This is a genomic window from Streptomyces sp. NPDC029152 (genome assembly GCF_055564355.1).
Window position 1 is genome coordinate 41,895 of record NZ_JBVHWR010000009.1, and the last position, 24,569, is coordinate 66,463.

At 71.7% G+C, this 24,569-nt stretch carries 17 protein-coding genes; 8 read left to right on the plus strand and 9 right to left on the minus strand.

The window, feature by feature from the left end:
- Positions 1-53: 53 nt before the first annotated feature.
- From ACZ4V6_RS20110 to ACZ4V6_RS20130, 5 genes are all read right to left on the minus strand, one after another.
- A complete protein-coding gene (locus tag ACZ4V6_RS20110; protein WP_467829084.1) occupies positions 54-1,322 on the minus strand; it encodes an ABC transporter substrate-binding protein in 1,269 nt (422 codons plus the stop codon).
- Positions 1,319-2,344, minus strand: coding sequence for a hypothetical protein (locus tag ACZ4V6_RS20115; RefSeq protein ID WP_467829087.1), 1,026 nt, complete (start codon positions 2,342-2,344; stop codon positions 1,319-1,321). Before ACZ4V6_RS20115 ends, ACZ4V6_RS20110 begins: the two co-directional genes overlap by 4 nt.
- Positions 2,341-3,729: a vWA domain-containing protein gene (locus ACZ4V6_RS20120; protein WP_467829089.1), complete on the minus strand. Its 1,389-nt coding sequence runs from the start codon at positions 3,727-3,729 to the stop codon at positions 2,341-2,343. The genes ACZ4V6_RS20115 and ACZ4V6_RS20120 overlap by 4 nt, the downstream gene beginning before the upstream one ends.
- 91 nt (positions 3,730-3,820) lie before the next feature.
- Positions 3,821-6,130 carry a tetratricopeptide repeat protein gene (locus tag ACZ4V6_RS20125; RefSeq protein ID WP_467829091.1) on the minus strand — a complete coding sequence of 770 codons (2,310 nt, stop codon included), beginning with the start codon at positions 6,128-6,130 and terminating at the stop codon, positions 3,821-3,823.
- Positions 6,131-6,173: 43 nt separating this feature from the next.
- Entirely contained in the window at positions 6,174-7,496 is a 1,323-nt protein-coding gene (locus ACZ4V6_RS20130; RefSeq protein ID WP_467829093.1) for a S1 family peptidase, read from the minus strand.
- A gap of 100 nt (positions 7,497-7,596) precedes the next feature.
- Between ACZ4V6_RS20130 and ACZ4V6_RS20135 the strand changes: the two genes are divergently transcribed.
- The 3 genes from ACZ4V6_RS20135 (at position 7,597) to ACZ4V6_RS20145 (ending at position 9,762) form a co-directional block, all read left to right on the plus strand.
- Positions 7,597-7,941, plus strand: a complete 345-nt coding sequence (locus ACZ4V6_RS20135) for a trypco2 family protein (RefSeq protein WP_467829096.1) — start codon at positions 7,597-7,599, stop codon at positions 7,939-7,941.
- 173 nt (positions 7,942-8,114) lie between these two features.
- The gene (locus tag ACZ4V6_RS20140) at positions 8,115-8,816 is read left to right on the plus strand and encodes a GNAT family N-acetyltransferase (protein ID WP_467829099.1); all 702 of its coding nucleotides are present in this window, start codon (positions 8,115-8,117) and stop codon (positions 8,814-8,816) included.
- Between the two features lie 64 nt (positions 8,817-8,880).
- Positions 8,881-9,762, plus strand: coding sequence for a Vgb family protein (locus ACZ4V6_RS20145; RefSeq protein WP_467829102.1), 882 nt, complete (start codon positions 8,881-8,883; stop codon positions 9,760-9,762).
- Positions 9,763-9,883: 121 nt separating this feature from the next.
- Here ACZ4V6_RS20145 and ACZ4V6_RS20150 read toward each other — a convergent pair whose 3' ends face one another.
- Both ACZ4V6_RS20150 and ACZ4V6_RS20155 read right to left on the minus strand, forming a co-directional pair.
- Complete coding sequence (locus ACZ4V6_RS20150) at positions 9,884-11,413, minus strand: helix-turn-helix domain-containing protein (RefSeq protein ID WP_467829105.1); 1,530 nt, start codon at positions 11,411-11,413, stop codon at positions 9,884-9,886.
- Positions 11,414-11,489: 76 nt separating this feature from the next.
- Positions 11,490-11,687: a DUF4236 domain-containing protein gene (locus tag ACZ4V6_RS20155; protein WP_467829107.1), complete on the minus strand. Its 198-nt coding sequence runs from the start codon at positions 11,685-11,687 to the stop codon at positions 11,490-11,492.
- A 291-nt stretch (positions 11,688-11,978) separates the two neighbouring features.
- On the opposite strand from ACZ4V6_RS20155, the gene ACZ4V6_RS20160 reads away from it, so the two are divergent.
- Positions 11,979-14,774 (plus strand): aconitate hydratase, encoded by a 2,796-nt coding sequence (locus ACZ4V6_RS20160; protein ID WP_467829110.1) that lies wholly within the window; start codon positions 11,979-11,981, stop codon positions 14,772-14,774.
- A gap of 82 nt (positions 14,775-14,856) precedes the next feature.
- On the opposite strand, the gene ACZ4V6_RS20165 is transcribed toward ACZ4V6_RS20160, so the two are convergent.
- Positions 14,857-15,387 (minus strand): hypothetical protein, encoded by a 531-nt coding sequence (locus ACZ4V6_RS20165; protein ID WP_467829112.1) that lies wholly within the window; start codon positions 15,385-15,387, stop codon positions 14,857-14,859.
- A 161-nt stretch (positions 15,388-15,548) separates the two neighbouring features.
- Entirely contained in the window at positions 15,549-19,352 is a 3,804-nt protein-coding gene (locus tag ACZ4V6_RS20170) for a GH92 family glycosyl hydrolase (RefSeq protein ID WP_467829115.1), read from the minus strand.
- A gap of 425 nt (positions 19,353-19,777) precedes the next feature.
- Here ACZ4V6_RS20170 and ngcE point away from each other — a divergent pair, with 425 nt between their 5' ends.
- The 4 genes from ngcE (at position 19,778) to ACZ4V6_RS20190 (ending at position 24,560) form a co-directional block, all read left to right on the plus strand.
- The gene (ngcE, locus tag ACZ4V6_RS20175) at positions 19,778-21,226 is read left to right on the plus strand and encodes an N-acetylglucosamine/diacetylchitobiose ABC transporter substrate-binding protein (RefSeq protein ID WP_467829118.1); all 1,449 of its coding nucleotides are present in this window, start codon (positions 19,778-19,780) and stop codon (positions 21,224-21,226) included.
- Between the two features lie 85 nt (positions 21,227-21,311).
- On the plus strand, positions 21,312-22,238 hold the full coding sequence (locus ACZ4V6_RS20180) for a carbohydrate ABC transporter permease (RefSeq protein ID WP_467829121.1): 927 nt from the start codon (positions 21,312-21,314) through the stop codon (positions 22,236-22,238).
- 2 nt (positions 22,239-22,240) lie between these two features.
- On the plus strand, positions 22,241-23,164 hold the full coding sequence (locus ACZ4V6_RS20185; RefSeq protein ID WP_467829124.1) for a carbohydrate ABC transporter permease: 924 nt from the start codon (positions 22,241-22,243) through the stop codon (positions 23,162-23,164).
- A gap of 184 nt (positions 23,165-23,348) precedes the next feature.
- Positions 23,349-24,560, plus strand: coding sequence for an ROK family transcriptional regulator (locus tag ACZ4V6_RS20190; protein ID WP_467829643.1), 1,212 nt, complete (start codon positions 23,349-23,351; stop codon positions 24,558-24,560).
- The last annotated feature ends 9 nt before the right edge of the window (positions 24,561-24,569 follow it).

Here is a 24,569-nt window from a genome sequence, read left to right on the forward strand (position 1 = left end):
CCCGACGCGGACGCCCCCGTACGGGCGGCGGCGTCCGGGGCGGGGCCGCCCGCTCACCGTCTGCTGCACACCGCCTTCGGCGCCGTCCTGGCGGCGGCACCCCGCGCGCCCTGGGCGTCCTGCACCCGCTGCACGTCCTGCAAGAGGTCCGCGATGCCGAGGTCCTGGCCGGCGGCGGCCCTCGCGAGGGTCAGCAGGACGGCCTCGTAGAAGGCGTCCCGCACGGCGGGCGGCATCACGTCCGAGGCGTCCAGGCAACGGGGCCCCTCGCCGAGCCGCCGGGCGATCTCCCGCTCGACCGCGCCCCCCTTCGCCGACACCCGGCGGTTCGCCGAGAACACATCCGCCAGGTCGGCCCACTTCTGCTGGCCCTCCACGGAGGCCAGCCGCCGGATGAGCGCACGGGCCTGGGGGCGGTCGCCGAACAGCGCCGCGAAGTCCCCGGTCACCTCGTGCGCCCGGACCCGGCCGCCGGCCCCGGGCAGGAGGGAAGCGGAGTCCGTCATCCGCGCGTGCCGCGCCTGCTCCTTGTAGAAGGAGGGCGCGAAGGACCCCTGGTGCTCCAGGGTGCACCCGCCGCGGCCCTCGAACAGCAGCCCGTTGCCGTCCGGGGCACCGCGGTGGTCGGTGAGCAGGGCCTGTCCGGCCGCGTGCCCGTCCTGCCGCAGCAGGCCCGCCCACGCCTCCCAGGCGCCGCGCACCGCAGCACTGCGCCACCACCGCACCCCGCCCGAGCCCAGCGCCCACTTCTCGTAGACCCCGGGCCCCTCCCGCTGCAGCACGAGGTCCTCGATCCAGTCGGTGCCGGGCCAGCCGGACGCGCCGTCGTCGCCCATGCCGACGCACCAGCTCTTCGCCGGCGCCGGGCCGTCGGGCGGCTCGTGCCCCTGCCGGTACCAGACGATGCTCTTCAGGTCCGCCTTGACCGGAACCCAGTACACGTGCTCGGAGGGCGAGCCGGTCGACTTCCACGGCGCGCCGTACTCCTGCGGGTCGTAGAGACCGTCCAACGGTTCGAGGAGGTTCTGGTCCGCGTACTCGGCGAGTTCACCGATACCCGGCATGATCACGATGTCCGGGGGCTCCCCGGACTGCACCTTGGAGAGCAGCACCTCCCGCTGGGCCGCCGTGCCCTGGTAGCGGAAGGGGATGCCGAAGCCCCGCAGCACGGTCTCGAACTGTTCCGCCTGCTTGGCCGTCCACGTGCCGAGGATGGTCACCGGCTGCTCCTCGTCGTGCTGTGCCCACACCACCACCAGGCCGCCGGCGGCGAGCAGCAGCATGACCACGACGAAGATCAGCATGTTGAACCGCCGTGTCACCGTCGTCTCCAGTAGTCGTTGTCGAGCCGGTGCCCGAGCCCCAGCGCGGGCAGCACGATGGCCAGCAGACTGCCGACGAGAGTGCCCCGGTACACCGTGTCCGGCCAGGTGCCGTCGGCCGCCCTGCTCCGGACGTCCTCGGACATCTCCGTGACGCGCTGCTGCGCGTCGGCCACCCCGAAGCCGTCGTCGCGCTGGGACACCGCGGTGATCCGCCGCAGGTCCTCGAGCGCCCCGTCGAGGGCGTTCCCGGTGGAGGACGCCGTCGTCACCGGCACCACCGCGAGCAGCACGGTCAGCACGAAGGCCGCCAGCAGGCAGGGACTCCAGTCACGGCCGCAGCGGTCACGCAGCACGAACAGTGCCGACAGGAGGGTCAGCGCCACCGCCGCCAGGGCGAGTTCGACGACCCACCATCCGGAGCGCTGCCACCACCCCATGGTGACGGTGGCCTCGGCGTGCTCCATCTGGACGCGCTGCAACGCCTCCAGGCGCGGCGCGAGCCCCACCGTCTCGCGGGTGAGCAGCGACTCCGACTCCTGGAGCTTCTGCTGCCGCATGAACGGCTGGTCACGGTAGAGGGACGTGCCGAGACCGAGCGAGTTGCTGTAGGTGGCGAGGAGACCCTTGACCGTGCCGAGGTCCTGGTCCGTGCGGTCGGCGATGCGGGACAGGCCCTGGTCGGCGGCCGACAGCTGGGACCGGTACGTCTCGCCGGAGCCCGCGACACCGAGGAGGTCCATCCTGACCAGGGCACGGGCCTCCTGATCGGCCCGCAGGACCGCGAGCCGGGTGGCGGCGAGCCCCTGCACGGCGGGCGCCTCGCGGGACGCGAGTGCCTCGGCGCCGAGCTGGGCCTGACGGCAGGAGAGGAACAGGGCGGCCGACGCCACGGCCGTGAGCGCGAACAGCACCACCAGATGCGCCTCCAGCAGCCGGCGGGTCCGCCAGGGGCTCAGCCGCGCGCGCCAGTACCCGGCGGGGGACCACCGGCGCCGCCGGACGGCGCGTCCGGCCGTCACAGCAGCTTCTCCCCGCACGCGATGCAGTGCCGGGCCTCGCTGCCGGCCGGGTGGCCGCAGACGTGGCAGCACGGCCCCGGGCGGGCACCGGCGACGAGGGGCGGGAGGCCGCCGGGACGGGAGCCGGCCCGCAGGATCATCGGCCCGAGGGTCCCCGCGTCGACCGCGCGCAGCCGCACGAGCCCCGCGGCCGCGTCGTCGACGTCGGCGACCGTGAGGATCTCGTCCAGCACCCAGTCGGTGCCGAACCGCGCCGCCAGTCGGGCGGCCTCCCCCAGACGGTCCTCGGCGATGTCCCGACGGTGCTTCTGCAGAGCGACGAGCCCCTCGCGCAGGGCGCTCCGCATCCGGGCGGTGGCGTTGATGCCGCGCACGCTGTCGGCGCCCGCCCGGGCCTGGGGCGGGGACTGCCCGGGCAGGTGCCAGCGGGCGACGACGGGCGCGTGGACGTCACCGATGGAGACCAGGGCGAACTGCAGCTCGGTCTCCAGCGGATCGGTGTCGGAGTCGGCGGTCAGGGTGAGCAGGTAGTCGCGTCCGCCCTGCTCCCACTGGTAGGTCGGAAAACTCCAGCGGTCCGGCCGGCCGGACGGGCGCAGCGCGCCCAGGCGGTGCGGCCGGGGAGCCTTCTCGCTGAGCGAGACCTGACGCACGGAGGGCCGCACGGTCACGTCGATCGGCAGGTGCGGGGTGTGCACCCGGCGCAGCCGCCGGATGGCGGCGGTGACCGCACGGCCGAGCCCGTCGTCCACGAACTCGGCGGTTCCGTGCAGCCGTTCGGCGAGGGTCAGCAGGGGGTCCGGTGCCCAGTCCGCGCCCACGGCGAACACGTCGCAGGTGAACTGCCCGGCACAGGCCGCCAGTTCCTCCTCGAGTCGGGTCTCGCCGGCCGCGCTGCTGCCGTCGGTGATCAGCACCAGATGACGCACCGACACGGGCCGGGTGGCGAGCATGGCACGGGACGCGGCCACCCAGGCGGCGTACCCGGCGGGACGCGGCCCCCGCCGGTGCAGCGGGAGGGAGCCCGTGGCGAAGGCGGCGCGGCGCCTGACGTCCGGGTCGGCCACGGCCCACTCGTCGCCGTCCCGCGGATAGCACCGGACCGGCTCGGGGCCGCTGCCCAGTACGGCGAAGGAGATCCGGTCGGGCAGTGCGCGCAGCGCGGCCGGCAGGGCGTGCCGGACGGCCGGCCGGTTGGCCTCGGCGACGTCCACCGCGATGATCACGGCGAGCTGGACCGCGGGCAGCTCGGTGGGAGCGCCGTCGGCGGCCACGTCGACCCGGAGGCGGGCCTCGATCCGCGCGTTGCGGCGCGGACGCAGATCGCCGTCGAGGTCGACGTGCAGACGGATGCCCGGCTGCGACGGCCGGAAGTGACTGCTCATGTCGTACGTCACCGCTCCTTCACCCTCGTCGCCGGGCACACCGCCTGCGGGGTGCCCGGCCCGCTCTGTCGTGGCGTGCCGTGCCGCCGGATCAGAACACGGTCTGCGGCCGGACCGCGTGCATGAGGTCCACGAGGTGCTCGTGGGCGGCGGCCGGTTCCTGGTGGTGTTCCGCCAGCCGCCGGTAGAGCGCCTCCAGTTGTTCGCGCAGTGCGCGCTCCGGCGCGCTCAGACGTCTCAGACCCCGGGCGTCGAGGCGTCCGCCCCCGCCGCCCGGGGCACCGGGCCGGTCGGCGAGGCCGTGCACCGCGTCCAGTTTCCACTCGTGCAGCTCGGTGCTCAGACGCAGCGCCTCGTCCTCGGACAGGCTCGGCTGCCCTGCCCCCGGCCCGAGGCCCACCAGGCCGTGCAGGTCGGCCAGCGCCGCGTCGACCTCGGCGGGCGAGGGCAGCGGATCAGCGGCACCCGGCAGCCGGGCCGCGCGGATGCGCAGGGACGCGGTCCGGGCGACGGTGTGGTCCAGGGTGCCCTGCCGCACCCGGCCGAGCACGTCGAGGGCCGCCCGGCGGTCGCCCGCGCGCAGCGCCAGCCTGGCCAGGCCGAGAGCGGCACCGCCGTGCGCGGGATTGCGCGCGAACACCGCCTCGTACAGCTCTCCGGCCGCGGGCCCGGCCGTGTCCTCACCGAGCCACTCCGCGCAGTAGGCGAGGGCCAGCTTCGGGGCGTACTCGCCGGGCAGTTCGAGGTGGACCCGGGTGAAGCGGGCCCGGGCCTCGGCGACCTGCCGGGGATCGCCGTCCAGGCCGGCGCTGCGCAGGGCGAGCAGGGCGCGGTGCCACTCCAGCCGCCACCGGCGCACGGCGGGCGGCCCGGGGATGGAGTCGGCCGTGTCCAGCTCCTCCTGGGCCTCCCGCAGGTCCTCGCGCGTGTCGCGGTCCAGCAGGACGCGCACGTTGTGCAGGCAGATCTCCACCGAGCGCGGCTTCTCGTCCTCCTGCGCGAGGAGCTGGCCCGGGTCGAAGCCGCTGCTCACCGCGAAGCGGGTGGCCTGTGGATCACCCGGGTACGGCCTCGGCACCGGCAGACAGCCGGCGATCTCCGCGGGGGTGGGGGCGCCCAGGTCGAGCGCCGGTGCCACGGGCGGCTCGTAACGGTCGCGGCGGGGCCGGTCCAGCCAGTGCTCGATGCCCGGCACCGTGCCGAGCCGGGCGCCGGGCAGCCGGGTGGACGGCTGGAAGTAGTCGGAGGGTTCGGGCGGGTCGCTCTTGCCGCGCAGCGCGCGGATCTCCCGCAGCGCGCCGCGCAGTTGGCCGGCCATCTCCCGCGCGTCGGCGAAGCGGCGGCCCGGGTCGGTTCGCACGGCACGGTCGACGACCCGGTGGAAGGACGCGGCACCGAGGCCGGGCACCTCCGTGACGGCCCAGCGGGCGAGCTCCCGCAGGGTGACGCCGACGGTGTGCAGGTCGTGGGCGACGGTGGGCACCGCCGACGTCCCGGTCTCGGGCGCCATGTAGTCGGGCGTGACGTGGGCGGGCGGCTGGACCTGGCCCCGCTCCCGCATGCCGCCGAGATCGATGACCTTGACGCCGTCCTTGTGGTGCACGACGTTGGACGGCTTCATGTCGCCGTACACGAAGACCCGGCCGCCGTCGGCGTGCAGGTGGGCGAAGGCCTCGAGGATCTGGCAGCCGTACGTCGCGACGTGCTCGATGTCGAGGACGGCCTCCCCGCGCCGCACCTCCTCGGCGACCTTCGCGAGGGTGCCGTCACCCACGTCGTCCATGACGATGTAGCCGCCGGTCACCTCACCGGTGCCGTCCCTGCGCGCGACGAAGTCGCGGATCTGGACGATGCGGGGATGACGGATGGCGACGAGGTTGCGCCGCTCCACGTCGGCGAGGCGGGCGCCGTCGTGCTCGTACCGGTTGAGCAGCCCCTTGACGGCGACGACGTCACCGAGGTGGGTGTCCTCGGCGAGGTAGACCCAGCCCTGGCCGCCGTGCGCGATGGGGCCCATGACCCGGTACTGGTCGCGCAGCAGGTCGCCCTCGGCGAGTTCGGGCCGGTACGAGTAGCGCTCGCCGCAGGCCGGGCAGAAGCCCGCGACCGGCACCGGGCCCTCGGTGTAGGGCGGGGCGAAGGTGATGCCGCAGCCGGCGGACGAGCAGCCCATGCGGATGCGCAGCGGCGCCTCGGGGTCGACGAGACGTTCCCCGGCCGGACGCGGCTCCCGCCCGGGGAGCGAGAGGAGCTCGCGGGGGCCGAGTTCCCGCGGGTCCCCGGGCAGGGCGGGCAGAGCGGGACCGTCCTGCGCGCGGCCGCACACGGCGCAGTAGCCGGTGGGCAGCACGGTGCCGCCGCAGGGGGCTCCGGTGAAGCGACGGTGCGGGCAGGGCGTCATCCTCCCGTGGTCCTCCTCTCCCGCCCCGGGACGCGGCATCGCGTCACCGGTCCTCGTGGCGGTCCAGGTCGGCGCGCAGGGCCCTGACGAGCTCGCGCAGCCGGGTGAGTTGCCGGTGCGGGTCCCGTACGTCGTCGATCAGGCGGCGGGCGGCCCGGTGCCGGTCGGCGGTCTCCGTCGCGGAGGCGAGGGAGGCGCTGTCGACGATGTCGCGGCGGATCGCCCGGCTGAACTCCGCGCGCCGCAGGCGGTCGAGCAGGGTGTCCGCGTGGTGCAGCAGCGCGGGACGCAGGAGTCGGTCGCGGCACGCGGTCCAGCCGGGGCCGCCCTCGTGGCGGAAGACGAGCAGCAGCCGGAAACCGAACACCCGCAACCGGGCCAGGACGTCGATCAGGAGCTCCGGCCGGGGCTCCAGGTCGACACCGTCGACGAGGACCGTCACCGGCCGCACGGGCACGCGGTCCGCCGCCCCGGCGGGCACGGGCCCCGCGCCGCGCAGCCAGTCCCAGTACCCCAGGTACTCGCCGGCCGGGAAGGCGATCTGGTCCAGCGCGTGGTCGATGAGGTCCGGCCGGCTGGCGCCGCCCCGGTGGACGACGTCCGCGCGGTGCGCCAGATGGCGCAGCGAACGCTCCTTACCGCTGCCCGGGGGCACCACGGTGATCTTCACCGGGTCCTCCTCCGGATCGTCGAACCACCGGGTCACCCGTTCCTCGAAGCCGCGGTCCCAGGCCCGCGGATCACTCAGTTCGGCCACGACGGGCGACAGTTCGGCGATGCGTCCGACCGGGATCAGGTAGGAGAAGGAGAGCCGGTTGTCCTCGGGCAGCACCGCGCCCAGGTCGCCGCGCCAGCTGACGACGAGGCCGACCACACGTACGGGACGGCCTTCGTGGGGCCGGGTGCACACGGCGGCGCCGCTGAAGCCGGCGCGCACCACCTCCGTCTTGGTGACGGCGTCGAGCTGCACCCGTTCACCGCTGGCGCCGCCGATGCGCCCCCACAGGCTCATGCCGTCGTCGAAGCCCTCCGCGTAACCCGTCGCGTACACCTCCATGCCGCCCCACAGCCCGGTCTGCAGCGGTGCGGGACGCGCCTGCGGCCGGGGACCGTCCAGGCGCAGCACCGCGACGTCCTCGCCGCCGGCGCCGTCCGCCAGCCAGCCGCCGGGCATGACGCGCGCGGAGACCGGCCGGATCCCGCTGTTCTCGGCGAACTCCAGCCACATGACGGCGTCCGGGCGGCGCACCACGTGCGCGCAGGTCAGCGCCGTGCACTGGTCGATGAGCACGCCGGCGCCGCAGACGGGGCCGTGCGCGTCCCCGCGCCGTAACCTGAGCCTCCAGTCCGCACGCAGTTCCCCCATGCCGTCTCACACTACGGGCAAGGCGTGGTGCATCCCTAGACTTGTGAGCACGGGAGATCGGCCAATCGACGGAAGACGGCGGTGTGTTGTCATGGGGGACATGGAACCGATCGGGCTCGCCGAGGCCATCGGCGCGGTGCGCGCGGAGCTGGCGAGGGCCCAGGCCGAAGGGGCCCGGAGCGACTGGCGGTTCAGCGTGGAGCAGGTCAGCCTGGAGTTCTCCGTGCAGTTCCACCGGGCCGGCGAGGGCGGGGCGGGACTGCGCCTGGGCGTGGTCGAGGCACGTCTGGGCGGCTCGGTAAGCCACGACTCCACGCACCGCATCGAGGTCGCCCTCAAACCCCTGCCCCGCCCCGACGGCCGCCACCACGAGGTGAGCCGCGAGGACACCGGCGCCCCCGGCCGGATCCTCCCGCAGGGGGGCCCGCACCCGCTGGACCGGTGACCCGCCGGACGGCCACGGCCGCCCGCCCTCCGGGGGCGCCCCGGGCGCGCGCGGAGCACGCCGGCCGCGTCCGCCCGCCGCGGGACACACGCTTAGGATCGCAAGCAGCCTCACCGGCCCGGAAGACGGCCGGGGCGGCACGAGCCCACTGCGCCGGGAGGCCGCGTACCACGATGAACGACGACGCCGCGGCCCTCGACGACCCCGTGGGCCGGTCACTGCGCGGCCGGCACGCGCGCTTCGCCCGGCGGCTGGGCCGGGCGGCCACCTACCTGCCGGACGTGACGACCTTCTCCTCCGTGCCCGCCGACGCGACCGCGTCGGACTGGGACGACCTGGCGGAGCTGCTCGGCCCGGGCGAACTCGCCGACATGTTCAGCTGCCCGGCCACCGCGCCCCCGGACTGGGAACCGGTCTTCCGTCTCGAGGGCCGTCAGATGATCCGGCCCCACGGCGCCCGGCTCGGACACCCCCGCGACCCGTCCGGCACCGGCGTGGCCGAACTCGGCCCGCACGACGTGCCCGAGATGCTCGACCTGGTCGCGCGGACCCGGCCGGGACCGTTCCGGCCGCGCACCCACGAACTCGGCACCTGTCTCGGCGTCCGCGACCACGGCACGCTGGTCGCGATGGCGGGGGAGCGGCTGCGGCCCCCGGGCTGGACCGAGATCAGCGCCGTCTGCACCGCACCCGAGGCACGCGGACAGGGCCACGCGGCGCGTCTGGTCATGGCCCTGGTGGCACGGATCACGGCCCGCGGCGAACGCCCCTTCCTGCACGTCGCCGAGACCAACACCGCCGCGATCACCCTGTACGAGCGCCTCGGCTTCACCACTCGCGAGCAGGTGACCTTCCGGGGCTTCCGCACGCCGTGACGGGCGAGGGCCGCGCGGACGGCACCGCCGGCGAAGACGCCGGCGAAGACCTGGAGAGGCAGCGATGACCACCCCCACCGTCCAGGAGTACACGGTGTCCGGCCGCGACAGCGGACCGTACGCGATCACCACCGGGCCGGACGGCGCGCTGTGGTTCACCCTGGTGCACAGCGGCGAGATCGGCCGGCTGGTCCCGGGGCGTGAACCGGTGCGCCACCGCCTCGCCCCGGACAGCGGTCCGACGGTCATCACCACGGGGCCCGACGGCGCGCTGTGGTTCACCGAGTACCGGGCGCACCGGATCGGCCGGATCACGACGGCCGGCCGGGTGAGCGGGTTCGCCCTGCCGACCGCGGACTGCGGGCCCTTCGGCATCGCCGCGGGGCCCGACGGCGCGCTGTGGTTCACCGAGACCGCCGCCGACCGCGTCGGCCGCATCACCACCGACGGCACGGTCACGGAGTACCCGCTGCCGCGTACCGGCGCGTTCCCCTCCGCGATCGCCGCGGCCGGGGACGCGATGTGGTTCACGATGAACCAGGCCGACGCCGTCGGCCGGATCGGCATGGACGGCCGCGTCACGGTCCACGAACTGCCCACCGAGGGGGCGGCGCCGGTCGGGATCGCCGTGGGTCCCGACGGGAGCGTCTGGTTCACCGAGATCGGGGCGGGCCGCATCGGCAGGCTGTCGGCCGACGGCCGGATCACCGAGTACCCGCTGCCCGACCGCTCCGCCCGGCCGCACGCCGTCACCACCGACGCCGCCGGCACGGCGTGGTTCACCGAGTGGGGCGGCAACCGCGTCGGCTCCGTCACCGCCGACGGCACCGTCACCGCCCACGACCTGCCCACGTCGGCGTCCGAGCCGCACGGCATCACGGTGGGCCCCGACGGCGCGCTCTGGACGGCCCTGGAGACGGGCGCACTGGCCCGCGTGGTCCCGTAGGACCGGCCGCCGGTCCCGCACGCGGATCCCCGGGCGACCGGGGCGGCGCCCCGCGGGAGGCCGGGCGGACCGGCCGCGGCGGCCCCGGTCCGACGGGCCCGGGGCACACGGCCGAAGGCCGTCAGATGTCCCGGAAGATCTCGATCTGCGCCCCGATGGAGTTCAGCCGCTCCGCCAGGTCCTCGTACCCCCGGTTGATGACGTACACGTTGCGCAGCACCGACGTGCCCTCCGCCGCCATCATCGCCAGCAGGACGACCACCGCCGGGCGCAGGGCCGGCGGGCACATCATCTCGGCGGCGCGCCAGCGGGTGGGGCCCTCGACCAGGACGCGGTGGGGGTCCAGGAGCTGGAGGCGGCCGCCGAGGCGGTTGAGGTCGGTCAGGTAGATGGCGCGGTTGTCGTAGACCCAGTCGTGGATGAGGGTCTTGCCCTGCGCGGACGCCGCGATGGCCGCGAAGAACGGGACGTTGTCGATGTTCAGGCCGGGGAAGGGCATCGGGTGGATCTTGTCGATCGGCGCCTCCAGCTTGGAGGGCCGGACGGTGAGGTCCACCAGGCGCGTGCGGCCGTTGTCCGCGACGTACTCCGGGGTGCGGTCGTGGTCGAGGCCCATCTCCTCGAGCACCGCCAGCTCGATCTCCAGGAACTCGATGGGGACGCGACGCACCGTCAGCTCCGACTCCGTCACGACGGCGGCGGCCAGCAGGCTCATCGCCTCGACCGGGTCCTCGGAGGGGGAGTAGTCCACGTCGGCGTCGATGACCGGCAGGCCGTGCACGGTGAGCGTGGTGGTGCCGATGCCCTCGACCTTGACGCCCAGGGCCTCCAGGAAGAAGCACAGGTCCTGGACCATGTAGTTGGACGAGGCGTTGCGGATGACGGTGACGCCGTCGTGCCGGGCGGCGGCCAGCAGCGCGTTCTCCGTGACCGTGTCGCCCCGCTCGGTCAGCACGATCGGGCGGTCGGGGCGCACGCTGCGGTCGACCACGGCGTGGTAGTGGCCCTCGGTCGCGGCGACGTCCAGGCCGAACCGGCGCAGCGCGATCATGTGCGGCTCGATGGTGCGCGTGCCGAGGTCGCAGCCCCCGGCGTAGGGCAGCCGGAAGCGGTCCATGCGGTGCAGCAGCGGGCCCAGGAACATGATGATGGAGCGGGTGCGCACCGCCGCCTCGGCGTCGATGGCCTCCATGTCGAGCTCGGCCGGCGGCACGATCTCCAGGTCGGTCCCGTCGTTGATCCAGCGGGTGCGGACGCCGATGGAGCCCAGCACCTCCAGGAGGCGGTAGACCTCCTCGATGCGGGCGACGCGCCGCAGCACCGTGCGCCCCTTGTTGAGCAACGAGGCGCACAGCAGGGCCACGCAGGCGTTCTTGCTGGTCTTGACGTCGATGGCACCGGAGAGGCGTCGGCCGCCGACCACGCGCAGGTGCATCGGGCCCGCGTAGCCCAGGGAGACGATCTCGCTGTCCAGCGCTTCGCCGATACGGGCGATCATCTCAAGGCTGATGTTCTGGTTGCCGCGCTCGATGCGGTTGACGGCGCTCTGACTGGTGCTGAGCGCCTCCGCGAGCTGCGACTGCGTCCAGCCGCGGTGCTGCCGGGCGTCACGGATGAGCTTGCCGATGCGTACGAGGTAGTCGTCTGCCATGGGGTTGAGGCTATCTCAGATATGAGATGGCGCCTCTCGGGGGGGTCCGTTCGGGTGATGCGGCGTCAAGGGCGCGTCAGCGGCGCTTTCCCGTGGTCGTGCGACGCCACCCGAAAGGTCCCGGCAGGTCCATCGACGTCGTGCGCCGTCCCGTGCTGCTGCGCGTGTGGCGCGGACCGCGCCCGCCGCCGGTCGTGATGGACCACGAACGTCTGTTGAGGTTCAGCCGTACTCCGGGGAGGATCCGGAAGCTCTTGCGGAACGTGAGCGGCATCGTGCCCCCTTCCGAGTCGTGCCGGGTGTGCCCGGCATGCATCGGATACCCCGGTTCGGCGTGGGGATGGCCGTCCGGGTCACTCGGGTGGGGTGCACGCCACATCGCGCCCGGGCATGACCAGTCCGCCCCTATGTACTAGAGTTATCTCGACATCGAGATATCTGCCGAGGCGCACCGCAGCCGCCACCCTGGTAAGGGTTACCTAACTTAGCCCCACCTTAGCGGACCGGCCAGGGCGGTGTGGCGGCAGGATGCGGTGGTACGCGCACATGAATGAAGGAGACTGTCGTGTCGGCGAACAGCTTCGACGCCCGCAGCACGCTGCAGGTGGGCGACGAGTCGTACGAGATCTTCCGGCTGGACAAGGTCGAGGGCTCCGCGCGCCTTCCCTACAGCCTGAAGGTGCTGCTGGAGAACCTGCTCCGCACCGAGGACGGCGCGAACATCACCGCCGACCACATCCGCGCCCTCGGCGGCTGGGACTCGCAGGCCCAGCCGTCCCAGGAGATCCAGTTCACGCCCGCCCGCGTGATCATGCAGGACTTCACCGGCGTGCCCTGCGTCGTGGACCTCGCCACCATGCGCGAGGCCGTCAAGGAGCTCGGCGGTGACCCGGCGAAGATCAACCCGCTGGCCCCGGCCGAGCTGGTCATCGACCACTCCGTCATCGCCGACAAGTTCGGCACCAACGACGCCTTCAAGCAGAACGTCGACCTGGAGTACGGCCGCAACAAGGAGCGCTACCAGTTCCTGCGCTGGGGCCAGACCGCCTTCGACGAGTTCAAGGTCGTCCCGCCCGGCACCGGCATCGTCCACCAGGTGAACATCGAGCACCTGGCCCGCGTCGTCATGATCCGTGACGGCAAGGCCTACCCCGACACCCTGGTCGGCACCGACTCGCACACCACCATGGTCAACGGCCTCGGCGTCCTCGGCTGGGGCGTCGGCGGCATCGAGGCCGAGGCCGCCATGCTCGGCCAGCCGGTCTCCATGCTCATCCCGCGCGTCGTCGGCTTCAAGCTCACCGGTGAGCTCCAGCCCGGCACCACCGCCACCGACCTCGTGCTCACGATCACCGAGATGCTGCGCAAGCACGGCGTCGTCGGCAAGTTCGTCGAGTTCTACGGCGAGGGCGTCGCCGCCACCTCGCTGGCCAACCGCGCCACCATCGGCAACATGTCGCCGGAGTTCGGCTCCACCGCCGCGATCTTCCCGATCGACGACGAGACGCTGAACTACATGCGCCTGACCGGCCGCTCCGACCAGCAGGTCGCGCTCGTCGAGGCCTACGCCAAGGAGCAGGGCCTCTGGCTGGACCCGAAGGCCGAGCCCGACTTCTCCGAGAAGCTGGAGCTCGACCTGTCCACGGTCGTGCCCTCCATCGCCGGCCCGAAGCGCCCGCAGGACCGCATCGTCCTGGCCGAGGCCGCCCAGCAGTTCGCCAAGGACGTCCTGAACTACGTCGAGGCCCCCGTCGCCCAGACGCCGGCCGCCGCCACCTCGGTGGTCGACGAGGCGAGCGCCGAGTCCTTCCCGGCCTCCGACGCCCCGGCCTACGGCCACGAGGAGAACGGCGCCGGCGCCCCGCAGCACGGCCAGGGCACCGGTTCCGTCCCGTCCAACCCGGTCCCGGTCACCGCCCCCGACGGCACGACCTACGAGCTGGACCACGGTGCGGTGACGGTCGCGGCCATCACCTCCTGCACCAACACCTCCAACCCGTACGTCATGGTCGCCGCCGCCCTGGTGGCCAAGAAGGCGGTCGAGAAGGGCCTGACCCGCAAGCCGTGGGTCAAGACCACCCTCGCCCCGGGCTCCAAGGTCGTCACCGACTACTTCGAGAAGGCGGGCCTGACCCCGTACCTCGACAAGGTCGGCTTCAACCTCGTCGGCTACGGCTGCACCACCTGCATCGGCAACTCCGGCCCGCTGCCGGACGAGGTCTCCAAGGCCGTCAACGACCACGACCTCGCCGTCACCTCGGTCCTCTCCGGCAACCGGAACTTCGAGGGCCGCATCAACCCCGACGTCAAGATGAACTACCTGGCGTCCCCGCCGCTGGTCGTCGCCTACGCCCTCGCGGGCTCCATGAAGGTCGACATCACCAAGGACGCCCTCGGCACCGACCAGGACGGCAACCCGGTCTACCTGAAGGACATCTGGCCCTCCGAGGCCGAGGTCAACGACGTCGTCGCCAACGCCATCGGCGAGGACATGTTCTCCAAGTCCTACAGCGACGTCTTCGCGGGCGACGCCCAGTGGCAGGCGCTGCCGATCCCGACCGGCGACACCTTCGAGTGGGACACCGAGTCCACCTACGTCCGCAAGCCCCCGTACTTCGAGGGCATGGGCATGGAGCCGGCCCCGGTCGAGGACATCACCGGTGCCCGCGTGCTCGCCAAGCTCGGCGACTCGGTCACCACCGACCACATCTCCCCGGCCGGTGCCATCAAGGCCGACACCCCGGCCGGCAAGTACCTGACGGAGCACGGCGTCGAGCGCCGCGACTTCAACAGCTACGGATCGCGCCGCGGCAACCACGAGATCATGATCCGCGGCACGTTCGCCAACATCCGCCTGCGCAACCAGATCGCGCCGGGCACCGAGGGCGGCTACACCCGCGACTTCACCCAGGACGGCGGTCCGGTGTCGTTCATCTACGACGCCTCCCGCAACTACATCGAGCAGAACATCCCGCTCGTCGTCCTGGCCGGCAAGGAGTACGGCTCCGGCTCGTCCCGCGACTGGGCCGCCAAGGGCACCGCGCTCCTCGGCGTCAAGGCCGTCATCGCCGAGTCCTACGAGCGCATCCACCGCTCCAACCTCATCGGCATGGGCGTCCTGCCGCTCCAGTTCCCGGAGGGCCAGTCCGCCGCCTCCCTCGGCCTGACCGGCGAGGAGACCTTCTCCGTCACCGGCGTCACCGAGCTGAACGACGGCACCACGCCGCGCACGGTCAAGGTCACCACCGACACGGGCGTCGAGTTCGACGCGGTCGTCCGCATCGACACCCCCGGTGAGGCCGACTACTACCGCAACGGCGGCATCCTGCAGTACGTGCTGCGCAGCCTGATCCGCAAGTAGGCGGTACGGCACAGCGGTCGAGGGCCGCACCCCCGGTGACGGGGGTGCGGCCCTCGGGCGTCGCGGCGGGGGCGTCCGGGCGTCAGGCGACCGCGCCGCCCGTGCCGCGGGCCGCGGCGATGTAGTCGGTGCGGCCCGCCCCGTCGTACAGCGTGATGTCGACGTACGCGCCTTCCGGGACGTCGAAGTCCTTCACCGTGAGGTCCACCGTCTCCGAGGTGCCCGGCGCGGAGAACGTGCCCAGGTCGTGGTACGAGCCGCCGGACGAGTAGCCGACGGCCACGTAGAAGGTGTCGCCGTCGTTCCTGGTGTCGTAGACCCAGAGCTTCTCGTCGGCGGGATGGAACTCCACCTTGCCCACGAACCGGCCGGCGTCGCTCAGCTCCATCTTGACGGCGGTGCCGCCCGCGTCGTACGCGAAGGAGGTGCCGTCGAACGGGTCGGTGAGGGTGCCGCCGCTGCACGGGCAGGTGTCGGTGTCGCGGTAGTACGTGGCGACGCCGGGATCGGGGTCGTAGGCCTGGGCCGGCGCGGCCGTCGCGAACAGGGCTCCCGCCGCCAGCAGCGCCCCTGTGACCAGGCCCGTGAACCGTTTGCCGGTGCTCGTCCGCACGTGTTCCCCCTCCGATGGCACGCGACGACCGTGCGCCGTCCGGCGCCGGCCGGTGACGCCCGCCCATTCTGGTGCATCCGTCACGTACGGGGAACGGGGCGACACGCGGGGGGTGGCGGTTTCGGGCCACGAGCCCGCACCCGCCGCCCCCCGCGCCCTGCTCACGCCAGCAGTTCCACCTCCGCCAGCGTGTGCTCGCCGTCGAGGACGAGGCGGTACTTCGCGTACGCGCCCGGCGACTTCACCGAGAACGCCCGGGTCTGACGGTCCCAGGCGAAGGACTCGCCGGAGCGCCGGTCCAGGGTCCGCCAGGTGGTGCCGTCGGACGAGCCCTGGAGCGTCCAGCCGGCCGGTGCCTTCGTCCGGTCCGCCGACGAGGTCAGGGTGTACTGGACCGCCTCGACGCCCTCGCCGGACACCGGCAGCTCCACCGAGGTCACCGCCGCGTCCGTCGCCGACGTGTCGTCGAAGAGCGCCCCGTCACCGGACAGGGCGTCCGCGCGCGGCGTCGGCACCCGGTCGTCCTGGGTGATCGACACCGGCGCCGCGTCCTTGCCGGTGCCCCACGCCGACGGCCTCGCGCCCATGTCGAACTCCAGGACGCCGCCCTTCGCGAGCAGCGCGTGGGGGAGCGAAGTGGAGTTCCAGCGCTTGCCGTTGACCTTCAGGCCCTGCACGTAGACGTTCTCCGTGCTGTTCTTCGGCGCCTTCACCACCAGCTCCCGCCCGTTCTCCAGGTGGACGGTCGCCTTCGTGAACAGCGGGGAGCCGACGGCGTACTCGCCGCTGCCCATCACCAGCGGGTAGAAGCCGAGCGAGGAGAAGAGGAACCAGGCCGACTGCTCGCCGTTGTCCTCGTCGCCGTGGTAGCCCTGCCCGATCTCGCTGCCGGTGTACAGGCGCTGGAGCACCTCGCGGACGTTCTTCTGCGTCTTGTACGGCTGCCCGGCCGCGTCGTACATGTACAGGGCGTGGTGGGCGACCTGGTTGGAGTGCCCGTACATGCCCATGCGGACGTCGCGCGCCTCGGTCATCTCGTGGATGACACCGCCGTAGGAGCCGACGAACTCCGGGGAGGCGGTCTCCGGGGTGGCGAGGTACTCGTCGAGCTTGTCGCCGAGGCCCTTGCGCCCGCCGTACAGGTTGGCCAGGCCCCGGCTGTCCTGCGGGGCGGTGAAGGCGTAGCCCCAGCCGTTGGTCTCCGTGTAGTCGTGGCCCCACACGCGCGGGTCGTACTTCGCGGAGTCCACGCGCCAGTTGCCCGCCGCGTCCTTGCCCTGGAAGAAGCCGGCCTTCGCGTCGAACATGTTGACGTAGTCCTGGGCGCGGTCGAGGAAGTACGCCGACTCCTCCCGGTACCGCTTCTCGCCGGTCTCCTCGTAGAGCTTCTCGCCCATCTTCGCGATGCCGTAGTCGTTGAGGTAGCCCTCCAGCGCCCACGACAGGCCCTCGTGCGTCTCGGTGCCGGTGTAGCCGAGGAACGGCGAGGTGGCCATGCCCTTGCGGCCCACGCCCGAGGACGGGGGCACCACGGTGGCGTTCTTGACGGCCGCGTCGTACGCCGCCTTCGCGTCGAAGTCGACGCCCTTGACGTAGGCGTCCGCGAACGCCACGTCCGAGGAGGTGCCGGTCATCAGGTCCGCGTAGCCGGGGGAGGACCAGCGGGAGGTCCAGCCGCCGTCCTTGTAGTGCTGCACGAAGCCGTCGACCAGCTCACCGGCCCTGGACGGGGTCAGGAACGAGTACGCGGGCCAGGTGGTCCGGTAGGTGTCCCAGAAGCCGTTGTTGACGTACACCTTGCCGTCCACGATCTTCGCGCCGGTGTGCGTCGGGGTGTCCGCCGCCGGCATCCTCTGGAACGGCGAGGCGTACTTGTACGTGCCGCCGACCTTCTCGTGGCCCGAGTTCGGGTACAGGTACAGCCGGTAGAGGCTGGAGTACAGGGTGGTCAGCTGGTCCCGCGTGGCGCCCTCCACCTCGACCTTGCCGAGGATCCGGTCCCACTGCTTCTGCGCGTTCTTCCGGACCTTGTCGAAGGAGGTGTGCCTCGGGATCTCCTGGCGCAGGTTGTCCTTCGCCTGGTCGACGCCGATCAGCGAGGTGGCCAGGCGCAGCGTGACCGTGCGGTCCTCGCCGGCGTCGAAGCGCAGGTGGCCCCTGACGCCGGCCGAGTCGCCGCCGGTGACCTTCCTGTCGAACTCGCCGTACACGAACAGCCGGGTGGCGCCCGTGGACAGGCCGGACTTCACGTCCGAGTAGCCGGTGAAGGTGCCCGTCTCCTCGTCCAGGGTCAGACCGGCCTGGTCGGTGACGTTGTCGAAGATCACGCTCGCGTCGTCACCGGGGTAGGTGAAGCGCATGATCGCCGCGTGGTCGGTCGGCGCCATCTCGGCCTCGAGCCCGTTCTCGAACTGCACCCCGTAGTAGTACGGCCGGGCGGTCTCGTTCTCGTGCCGGAAGGCCAGCTCGCGCGCCTCCCGGCCGGTGTCGGGGGTGCCGGAGGCGGCGGAGGGCATCACCTGGAAGGTCTGCCGGTCGCCCATCCACGGGCTCGGCTCGTGACTCGCGCTGAACGCCTGGAGCGTCGGCAGGTTGTCCGCGTTGTTGCCGCGCGCGTAGTCGTACAGCCAGCTCAGCGAGCCCGCGTTGGTCACCGGCGTCCAGAAGTTGAAGCCGTGCGGTACGGCGGTCGCCGGGATGTTGTTGCCGCGCGAGAAGCCGCCGCTGGAGTTGGTGCCGCGGGTGGTCAGCGCGTAGTCGGACAGGTGGGCCTCGGGACGTTCGGGCTTCACGGACCTGATGGCCACGTCGTCCAGCCAGCCGCGGAACTTCGCCGGGCCCTTGGGGGAGTCGTACGCCACCAGGATCCGGTCGACGGTCTTGCCGGCCGCGACGGTGCCGATGCCCGACTCCACGGCGTTCCACTGGTTGACGTAGAGCACCTTCGCGGCGCCCTGTCCGGTCGGCGTCAGCGCGAACCCGTGCTGGTCGGTGGCTCCCAGGTCGCTCAGGTAGGTGCCGTCGGTGAAGGCCAGGTCGACGGAGACGTTCGTGGCGTCGTAGTCGAGGTCGCCGTCCGCCATCGACGGGAAGATCTTGTACGACAGCTCGGTGCGGCGGTCGACCTTCACGTCGACGTCGAAGACCTTGTTGTACGAGTACGCCCGGCCGTCCGCGGTGTGCCGGCCGGCGTACCTGAGGGCGCGCTTGCCGGTGAAGCCGGCGCCCGCCCTGGCGGTCGGCGAGCCGCTCGGGCCGCGGTCGACGAGCGAGAGCATGTCCTGGGGGACGGGCGTGTCGCTGTCACCGGTGGACAGCTGCACGTCGGCGAGCTGGAGGATGTCCCCGCCGTTGTTCCTCGTGACCTCCAGCCGGAAGTGCCGGTACTCGGCCGCCTCGGCGAGATCGTAGGTCTTCGTCCGGAACCGCTCGCCGAAGGACTGCCCGGAACGGCTGTCGAGGGTCCGCCAGGTCGTGCCGTCCGCCGAGCCCTTCAGCGTCCAGTCGGCCGGGTCGCGTTCGTCGTGGTCGTTGGCCGAGGTGAGCGCGTACCTGGTGATGCGCACCGGCTCGTCCAGGTCGAACTCGGCCCAGCCGGTCCTGGCGAAGGTCAGCCACTTGGTGCTCGGCTCACCGTCGACGAGGTTCTCCTTCACCTCGCCGCCGCCGGTGTTCTCGTCGCTCGCCCGTACGCCGGTGACGCGGTCGGTGACGTTGCCCGGGATGCCCGTGCCGTACCCGCCGTCGACGCCCGCGGCGCGCCTGCTGCCGTCCGGGGCGGTCTCCACCGTGTTGAGCCAGTCCGGAACCGGGTCGTCCGCCTCGAACGAGGACGTGAATTCCCGGGTGGGAGCGGCGGGGGCCGCGGGCAGCGCGACCGCGGCCCCCTGCGCACCCGCCGCCATGACGAAGGCGGTCGTCAGCACGACCGCCGGACCCCATCTGTGCCGAACTCCGTACCGCATGTCCCAGCACCCTTCCCGCGCTCCCCGGAAGCGCTTTCCGAGGAAACGGACAACGTTGTCAGATTCGCAGCGCAAGGAACAGTAGCGCGTGAAGAGGCCAGTGGTGTCAAGGGTGTTGGCTATGGCGTCCGGGTCCGTCGCCCGTGGGATTTCCTTCAGGGGGCACGCGGTCCGCCCGTATTTCCGCCAGGTCTCAACTCGGAAAAGACGTGCCGGGAACCATGCATTCGATCTTGCTCCGTCGACCGGAAGTGGACTATACCTGTCGGCCACCGGGGGATCCGTGGGGGGAACCGCGAAAGCACACCGCCAAGGCGCCCGTACAGCAGTACCCGCACTTCCTGCACGACCCAGCGTGACCCGATCGCGGTGCCGGGGAGGATCCGGTTCACCGCCTGAGTCCTGGAGAAGGCGAGGACTTGAGCATGGGATCCACTTCCGCCGAGAACAACCGAACGGGCGTCGGCCGCCGCGATCTGATCAAGCGGTCCGCCGCGCTCGGCCTGATCTCCGTTCCGGCCATGGGCTTCCTGTCCGCGTGCGCGAGCGGCGGCGGGGACGACCAGAAGAAGGCCGAGTCCGGCAAGAAGACCGCCAAGAACCCCCTGGCCGTCAACGAGACCGCCCAGATGGAATTCGTCCTCTTCGACGGCGGTTTCGGCAAGGAGTACGCCGAGGACGCCGTCAAGGTCTATGAGAAGAACTTCCCCAAGGCCAAGGTGAAGTTCGCCGCCACGCAGAAGATCCAGTCCACGTTGCAGCCGCGCTTCAACGGCGGCAACCCGCCCGACCTCGTCGACAACTCCGGCGCCGAGCAGATGGACATGGGCGTACTGGTCGGCAAGAACCAGCTCGCCGACCTCACCCCGCTGCTGGACGCCCCCTCCTACGACGACCCGAACAAGAAGGTCCGCGACACGCTGCGCCCCGGCATCGTGGAGATGGGCCAGTTCGACGGCGAGAAGGTCTGGATCCTCTACTACGCCTACACGGTCTACGGCAACTGGTACTCCCAGAAGGCCCTGGACTCGCTCGACGCCGAGTACCCGAAGACCTGGGACGAGATGCTCGCCCTCTGTGAGAAGGCGAAGAAGAAGAACATGGCCGGCTGGACGTACGCCGGCAAGTACCCGTACTACCTGCCCTTCTCGATGTACCCGATGATCGCCAAGGTCGGCGGCGTCGAGGTGCTCGACGCCATCGACAACCTCGAGCCGAACGCCTGGAAGCACCCCGCGGTCAAGACCGTCTTCGAGGCCTACTACGAGCTCTACAAGAAGGGTTACGTCCTCAAGGGCACCCCGGGCCTGGACCACATCCAGTCGCAGACCGCCTGGGCCAAGGGCGACGCCCTGTTCATCCCGAACGGCTCCTGGGTGGAGAACGAGTCCGCGAAGGTCATCCCCGCCGACTTCCAGCTCTCCGTCTCGGCCCCGCCCGGCATCGACTCCTCCGACAAGATGCCGTTCGGCACCATCTGGGCCTCCGGCGGCGAGCCCTTCATCGTCCCGGCCAAGGCGGCCAACGGCGCCGGCGGCATGGAGCAGCTGCGCATCATGCTCGGCGAGGAGTCCTCGAAGAACTTCACGTCCAAGGTGAAGTCGCTGACCGCGTACAACGGCGGCACCGAGGGCATCGAGCTCACCCCGGGCCTCAAGTCCGGTGTGGCGGCGCTGGAACTGGCCGGCGAGAACGTGGTGAACCCGCGCCTGCAGGACTGGTACGTGCAGCTCCAGAAGGAGAAGATCGGCGTCGGCGGACTCGGCGAGATGATGGCCGGCCGCATCACCCCGGCCGAGGCCATCAAGAAGATCCAGGGCTACGCCGACGAGGCCGCCAAGGACGATTCGATCAAGCACTACAAGCACCAGTGAGGGCGTGTCACCAGGGCCCGGCCGGCCTCCCGTCGCCGGCCGGGCCCCGGCGGCGCCACCCGCGCGCAGATCGGGGTCGGTAGCAATGCAGCACGGCAAGTACCGGTTCATCGTGGGGTTCCTGGCGGTTCCCCTGGGGCTGTACGCGCTCTTCGTCGTCTGGCCGTTCATCCAGTCCATCTACTACTCGTTCACGGACTGGACGGGACTGAGTCCCGAGTTCGAGATGGTCGGCTTCGACAACTACTCGCGGATGCTCGACGACGACATCTTCTGGAAGTCGTTGCAGCACAGTGTGATGTTCGCCCTGCTGGTGCCGCTGGTCACCCTCGGCCTGGCGCTCTTCTTCTCGTTCATGATCAACGTGGGCGGACGCCACCGGCGCGGCGGACCGGTGATCACCGGTGTCCGCGGCTCCGGCTTCTACAAGATCGTCTACTTCTTCCCCCAGGTCCTGTCCATCGCGATCGTGGCCCTGCTGTTCGCGTTCGCGTACAACCCGGACAGCGGCGCGATCAACTCGCTGCTGCGCGGCATCGGCCTGGAGTCGATCCAGCCGCTGTGGCTGGGCGACCCGGACCTGGCGCTGTGGTGCGTGATGGCGGTGCTCGTCTGGTCCACGGTCGGTTTCTTCGTGGTCCTGTTCTCCGCGGGCATGGCGTCCATCCCGGCGGAGCTGTACGAGGCCGCGCTGCTGGACGGCGCCAACCGCGCGACGACCTTCTTCAAGGTCACCCTGCCGCTGCTGTGGGACACCGTGCAGTCCGGCTGGGTCTACATGGGCATCCTCGCGCTCGGCGCCGAGTCGTTCGCGGTCGTACAGATCATGACGACCGGCCCCGGCGGCCCCGACTACTCGACCACCGTCATGGTCCTGTACGTGTACCAGAAGGCGTTCCGTGACGGTCAGGCCGCCTACGCCACCACGATCGGCGTCGCCCTGCTCGTCGTCACGCTGGCCTTCGCCGCCGTCGTGATGCGGCTGGGCCGGCGCGAGCGGCTGGAGTTCTGATCATGAAGACGACCGAGACCCCCGCCCCCGTACCGGCCGAGTCCGGCCCCGTCGTCCGCAAGACCGAGGCCCCGCCCGGCGGACTCACCAAGGGGAAGAAGGAGGGCACCACCCTCAACGTCTTCTCCCACGGCGTCCTCGTCATCTGGGCGATCATGGTCGGGATGCCGCTGGTGTGGGCGGTGATGACCTCCTTCAAGGACGACGCCTCGATCTTCGGCTCGCCCTGGTCGCTGCCCGACAAGCTGAACTTCGACAACTGGTCGCGGGCCTGGTCCCAGGCCCACATGGGCGACTACTTCCTCAACACCGTCCTGGTGGTCGGCGGCTCGCTCGTCGGCACCCTGGTGCTCGGCTCCATGGCCGCCTACGTGCTGGCCCGGTTCGACTTCCCGGGCAACCGGTTCGTCTACTACTTGTTCATCGGCGGCATGAGCTTCCCGATCATGCTCGCGCTGGTCCCGCTGTTCTACGTGGTGGACAACATGGGGCTGCTGAACACCATCCACGGGCTGATCCTGGTCTACATCGCGTACTCGCTGCCCTTCACGGTGTTCTTCCTGACCGGGTTCTTCCGGACCCTGCCGAGCTCGGTGGCGGAGGCGGCGTTCGTGGACGGGGCCTCCCACACCCGGACGTTCTTCCAGATCATGCTGCCGATGGCCAAGCCCGGCCTGATCAGCGTGGGGATCTTCAACTTCCTGGGGCAGTGGAACCAGTACATGCTGCCCACGGTGCTGAACACCGACCCGGACAAGCACGTCCTCACCCAGGGCCTGGTCCAACTGGCGGTCAGCCAGGGCTACAAGGGCGACTGGTCGGGGCTGTTCGCGGGCCTGGTGATGGCGATGCTGCCGGTGCTGGCCGCGTACATCGTCTTCCAGCGCCAGGTGGTCCAGGGGCTCACGGCGGGCGCCCTGAAGTAACCCCCTCCCGCCCCTCGCGCATGCCGCTCCCGGAGTCCCGGGGGCGGCATACGCGTGCGTGTGCGGGGCACCCGGATGCGGTTCAACCTCTTGACGGGAGGCGACCCGAACGGCTCAGCTTAGAGTTCACTAGTTGGACATGGACGGGGCCTCATCGAAGCGGCCCCGCGCGCAGGAGGTCGTCGTGGAGACTCCCGGGTCGCAGTCGTCGCTGCACCGAGCCAACCTGGAACGGGTCGTACGAGCGGTACGGCTCGCCGGGTCGCTCACGCAGGCGGAGATCGCGAGGACGACGGGCCTGTCCGCGGCGACGGTCTCCAACATCGTCCGGGAACTGAAGGACGGCGGGACCGTCGAGGTCACACCCACCTCGGCGGGCGGCCGCCGGGCCCGCAGCGTCTCGCTGAGCGGGGACGCCGGCATCGTCATCGGCGTCGACTTCGGGCACACGCATTTGCGCGTCGCGGTCGGGAACCTCGCCCACCAGGTGCTCGCCGAGGAGTCCGAGCCGCTGGACGTCGACGCGTCCGCGGCCCAGGGCTTCGACCGGGCGGAACAGCTGGTCAGCAGGCTGATCGAGGCCACCGGCGTCGACCGGTCCAAGATCGCCGGCGTGGGCCTCGGCGTGCCCGGCCCGATCGACGTGGAGTCCGGGACCCTGGGCTCGACCGCCATCCTCCCCGGCTGGGGCGGCACCCGGCCCGCCGAGGAGCTGCGGGGGCGGCTCGGCGTGCCCGTGCACGTGGACAACGACGCCAACCTCGGCGCCCTGGGCGAGCTGGTCTGGGGCAGCGGCCGGGGCGTGCGCGACCTGGCGTACATCAAGGTCGCCAGCGGTGTCGGAGCCGGTCTGGTGATCAACGGCACGATCTACCGCGGGCCCGGTGGCACGGCGGGGGAGATCGGGCACATCACGCTGGACGAGGCCGGCCCCGTCTGCCGCTGCGGCAACCGGGGCTGCCTGGAGACCTTCGCGTCCGCACGCTACGTGCTCCCGCTGCTCCAGCCGAGCCACGGCACGGACCTGACGATGGAGGGCGTCGTGCGGCTGGCGCGGGACGGCGACCCGGGCTGCCGCCGGGTGGTCGCCGACGTCGGCCGCCACATCGGCAGCGGGGTCGCCAATCTCTGCAACCTGCTCAACCCCAGCCGCGTGGTCCTCGGCGGCGATCTCGCCGAGGCCGGTGAGCTGGTGCTCGGCCCGATAAGGGAGTCCGTCGGCCGCTACGCCATCCCCAGTGCGGCGCGCCAACTCTCCGTTCTCCCCGGGGCACTTGGGGGCCGTGCGGAGGTCCTCGGCGCGCTCGCCCTGGCCCTCAGCGAGATGGGTGATTCGACGCTTTTGGACGGAAGTGCGACCGGCGCCCTGCCCGTGGCGGCTCCTGCCTTCACTTAGAGAACGGAT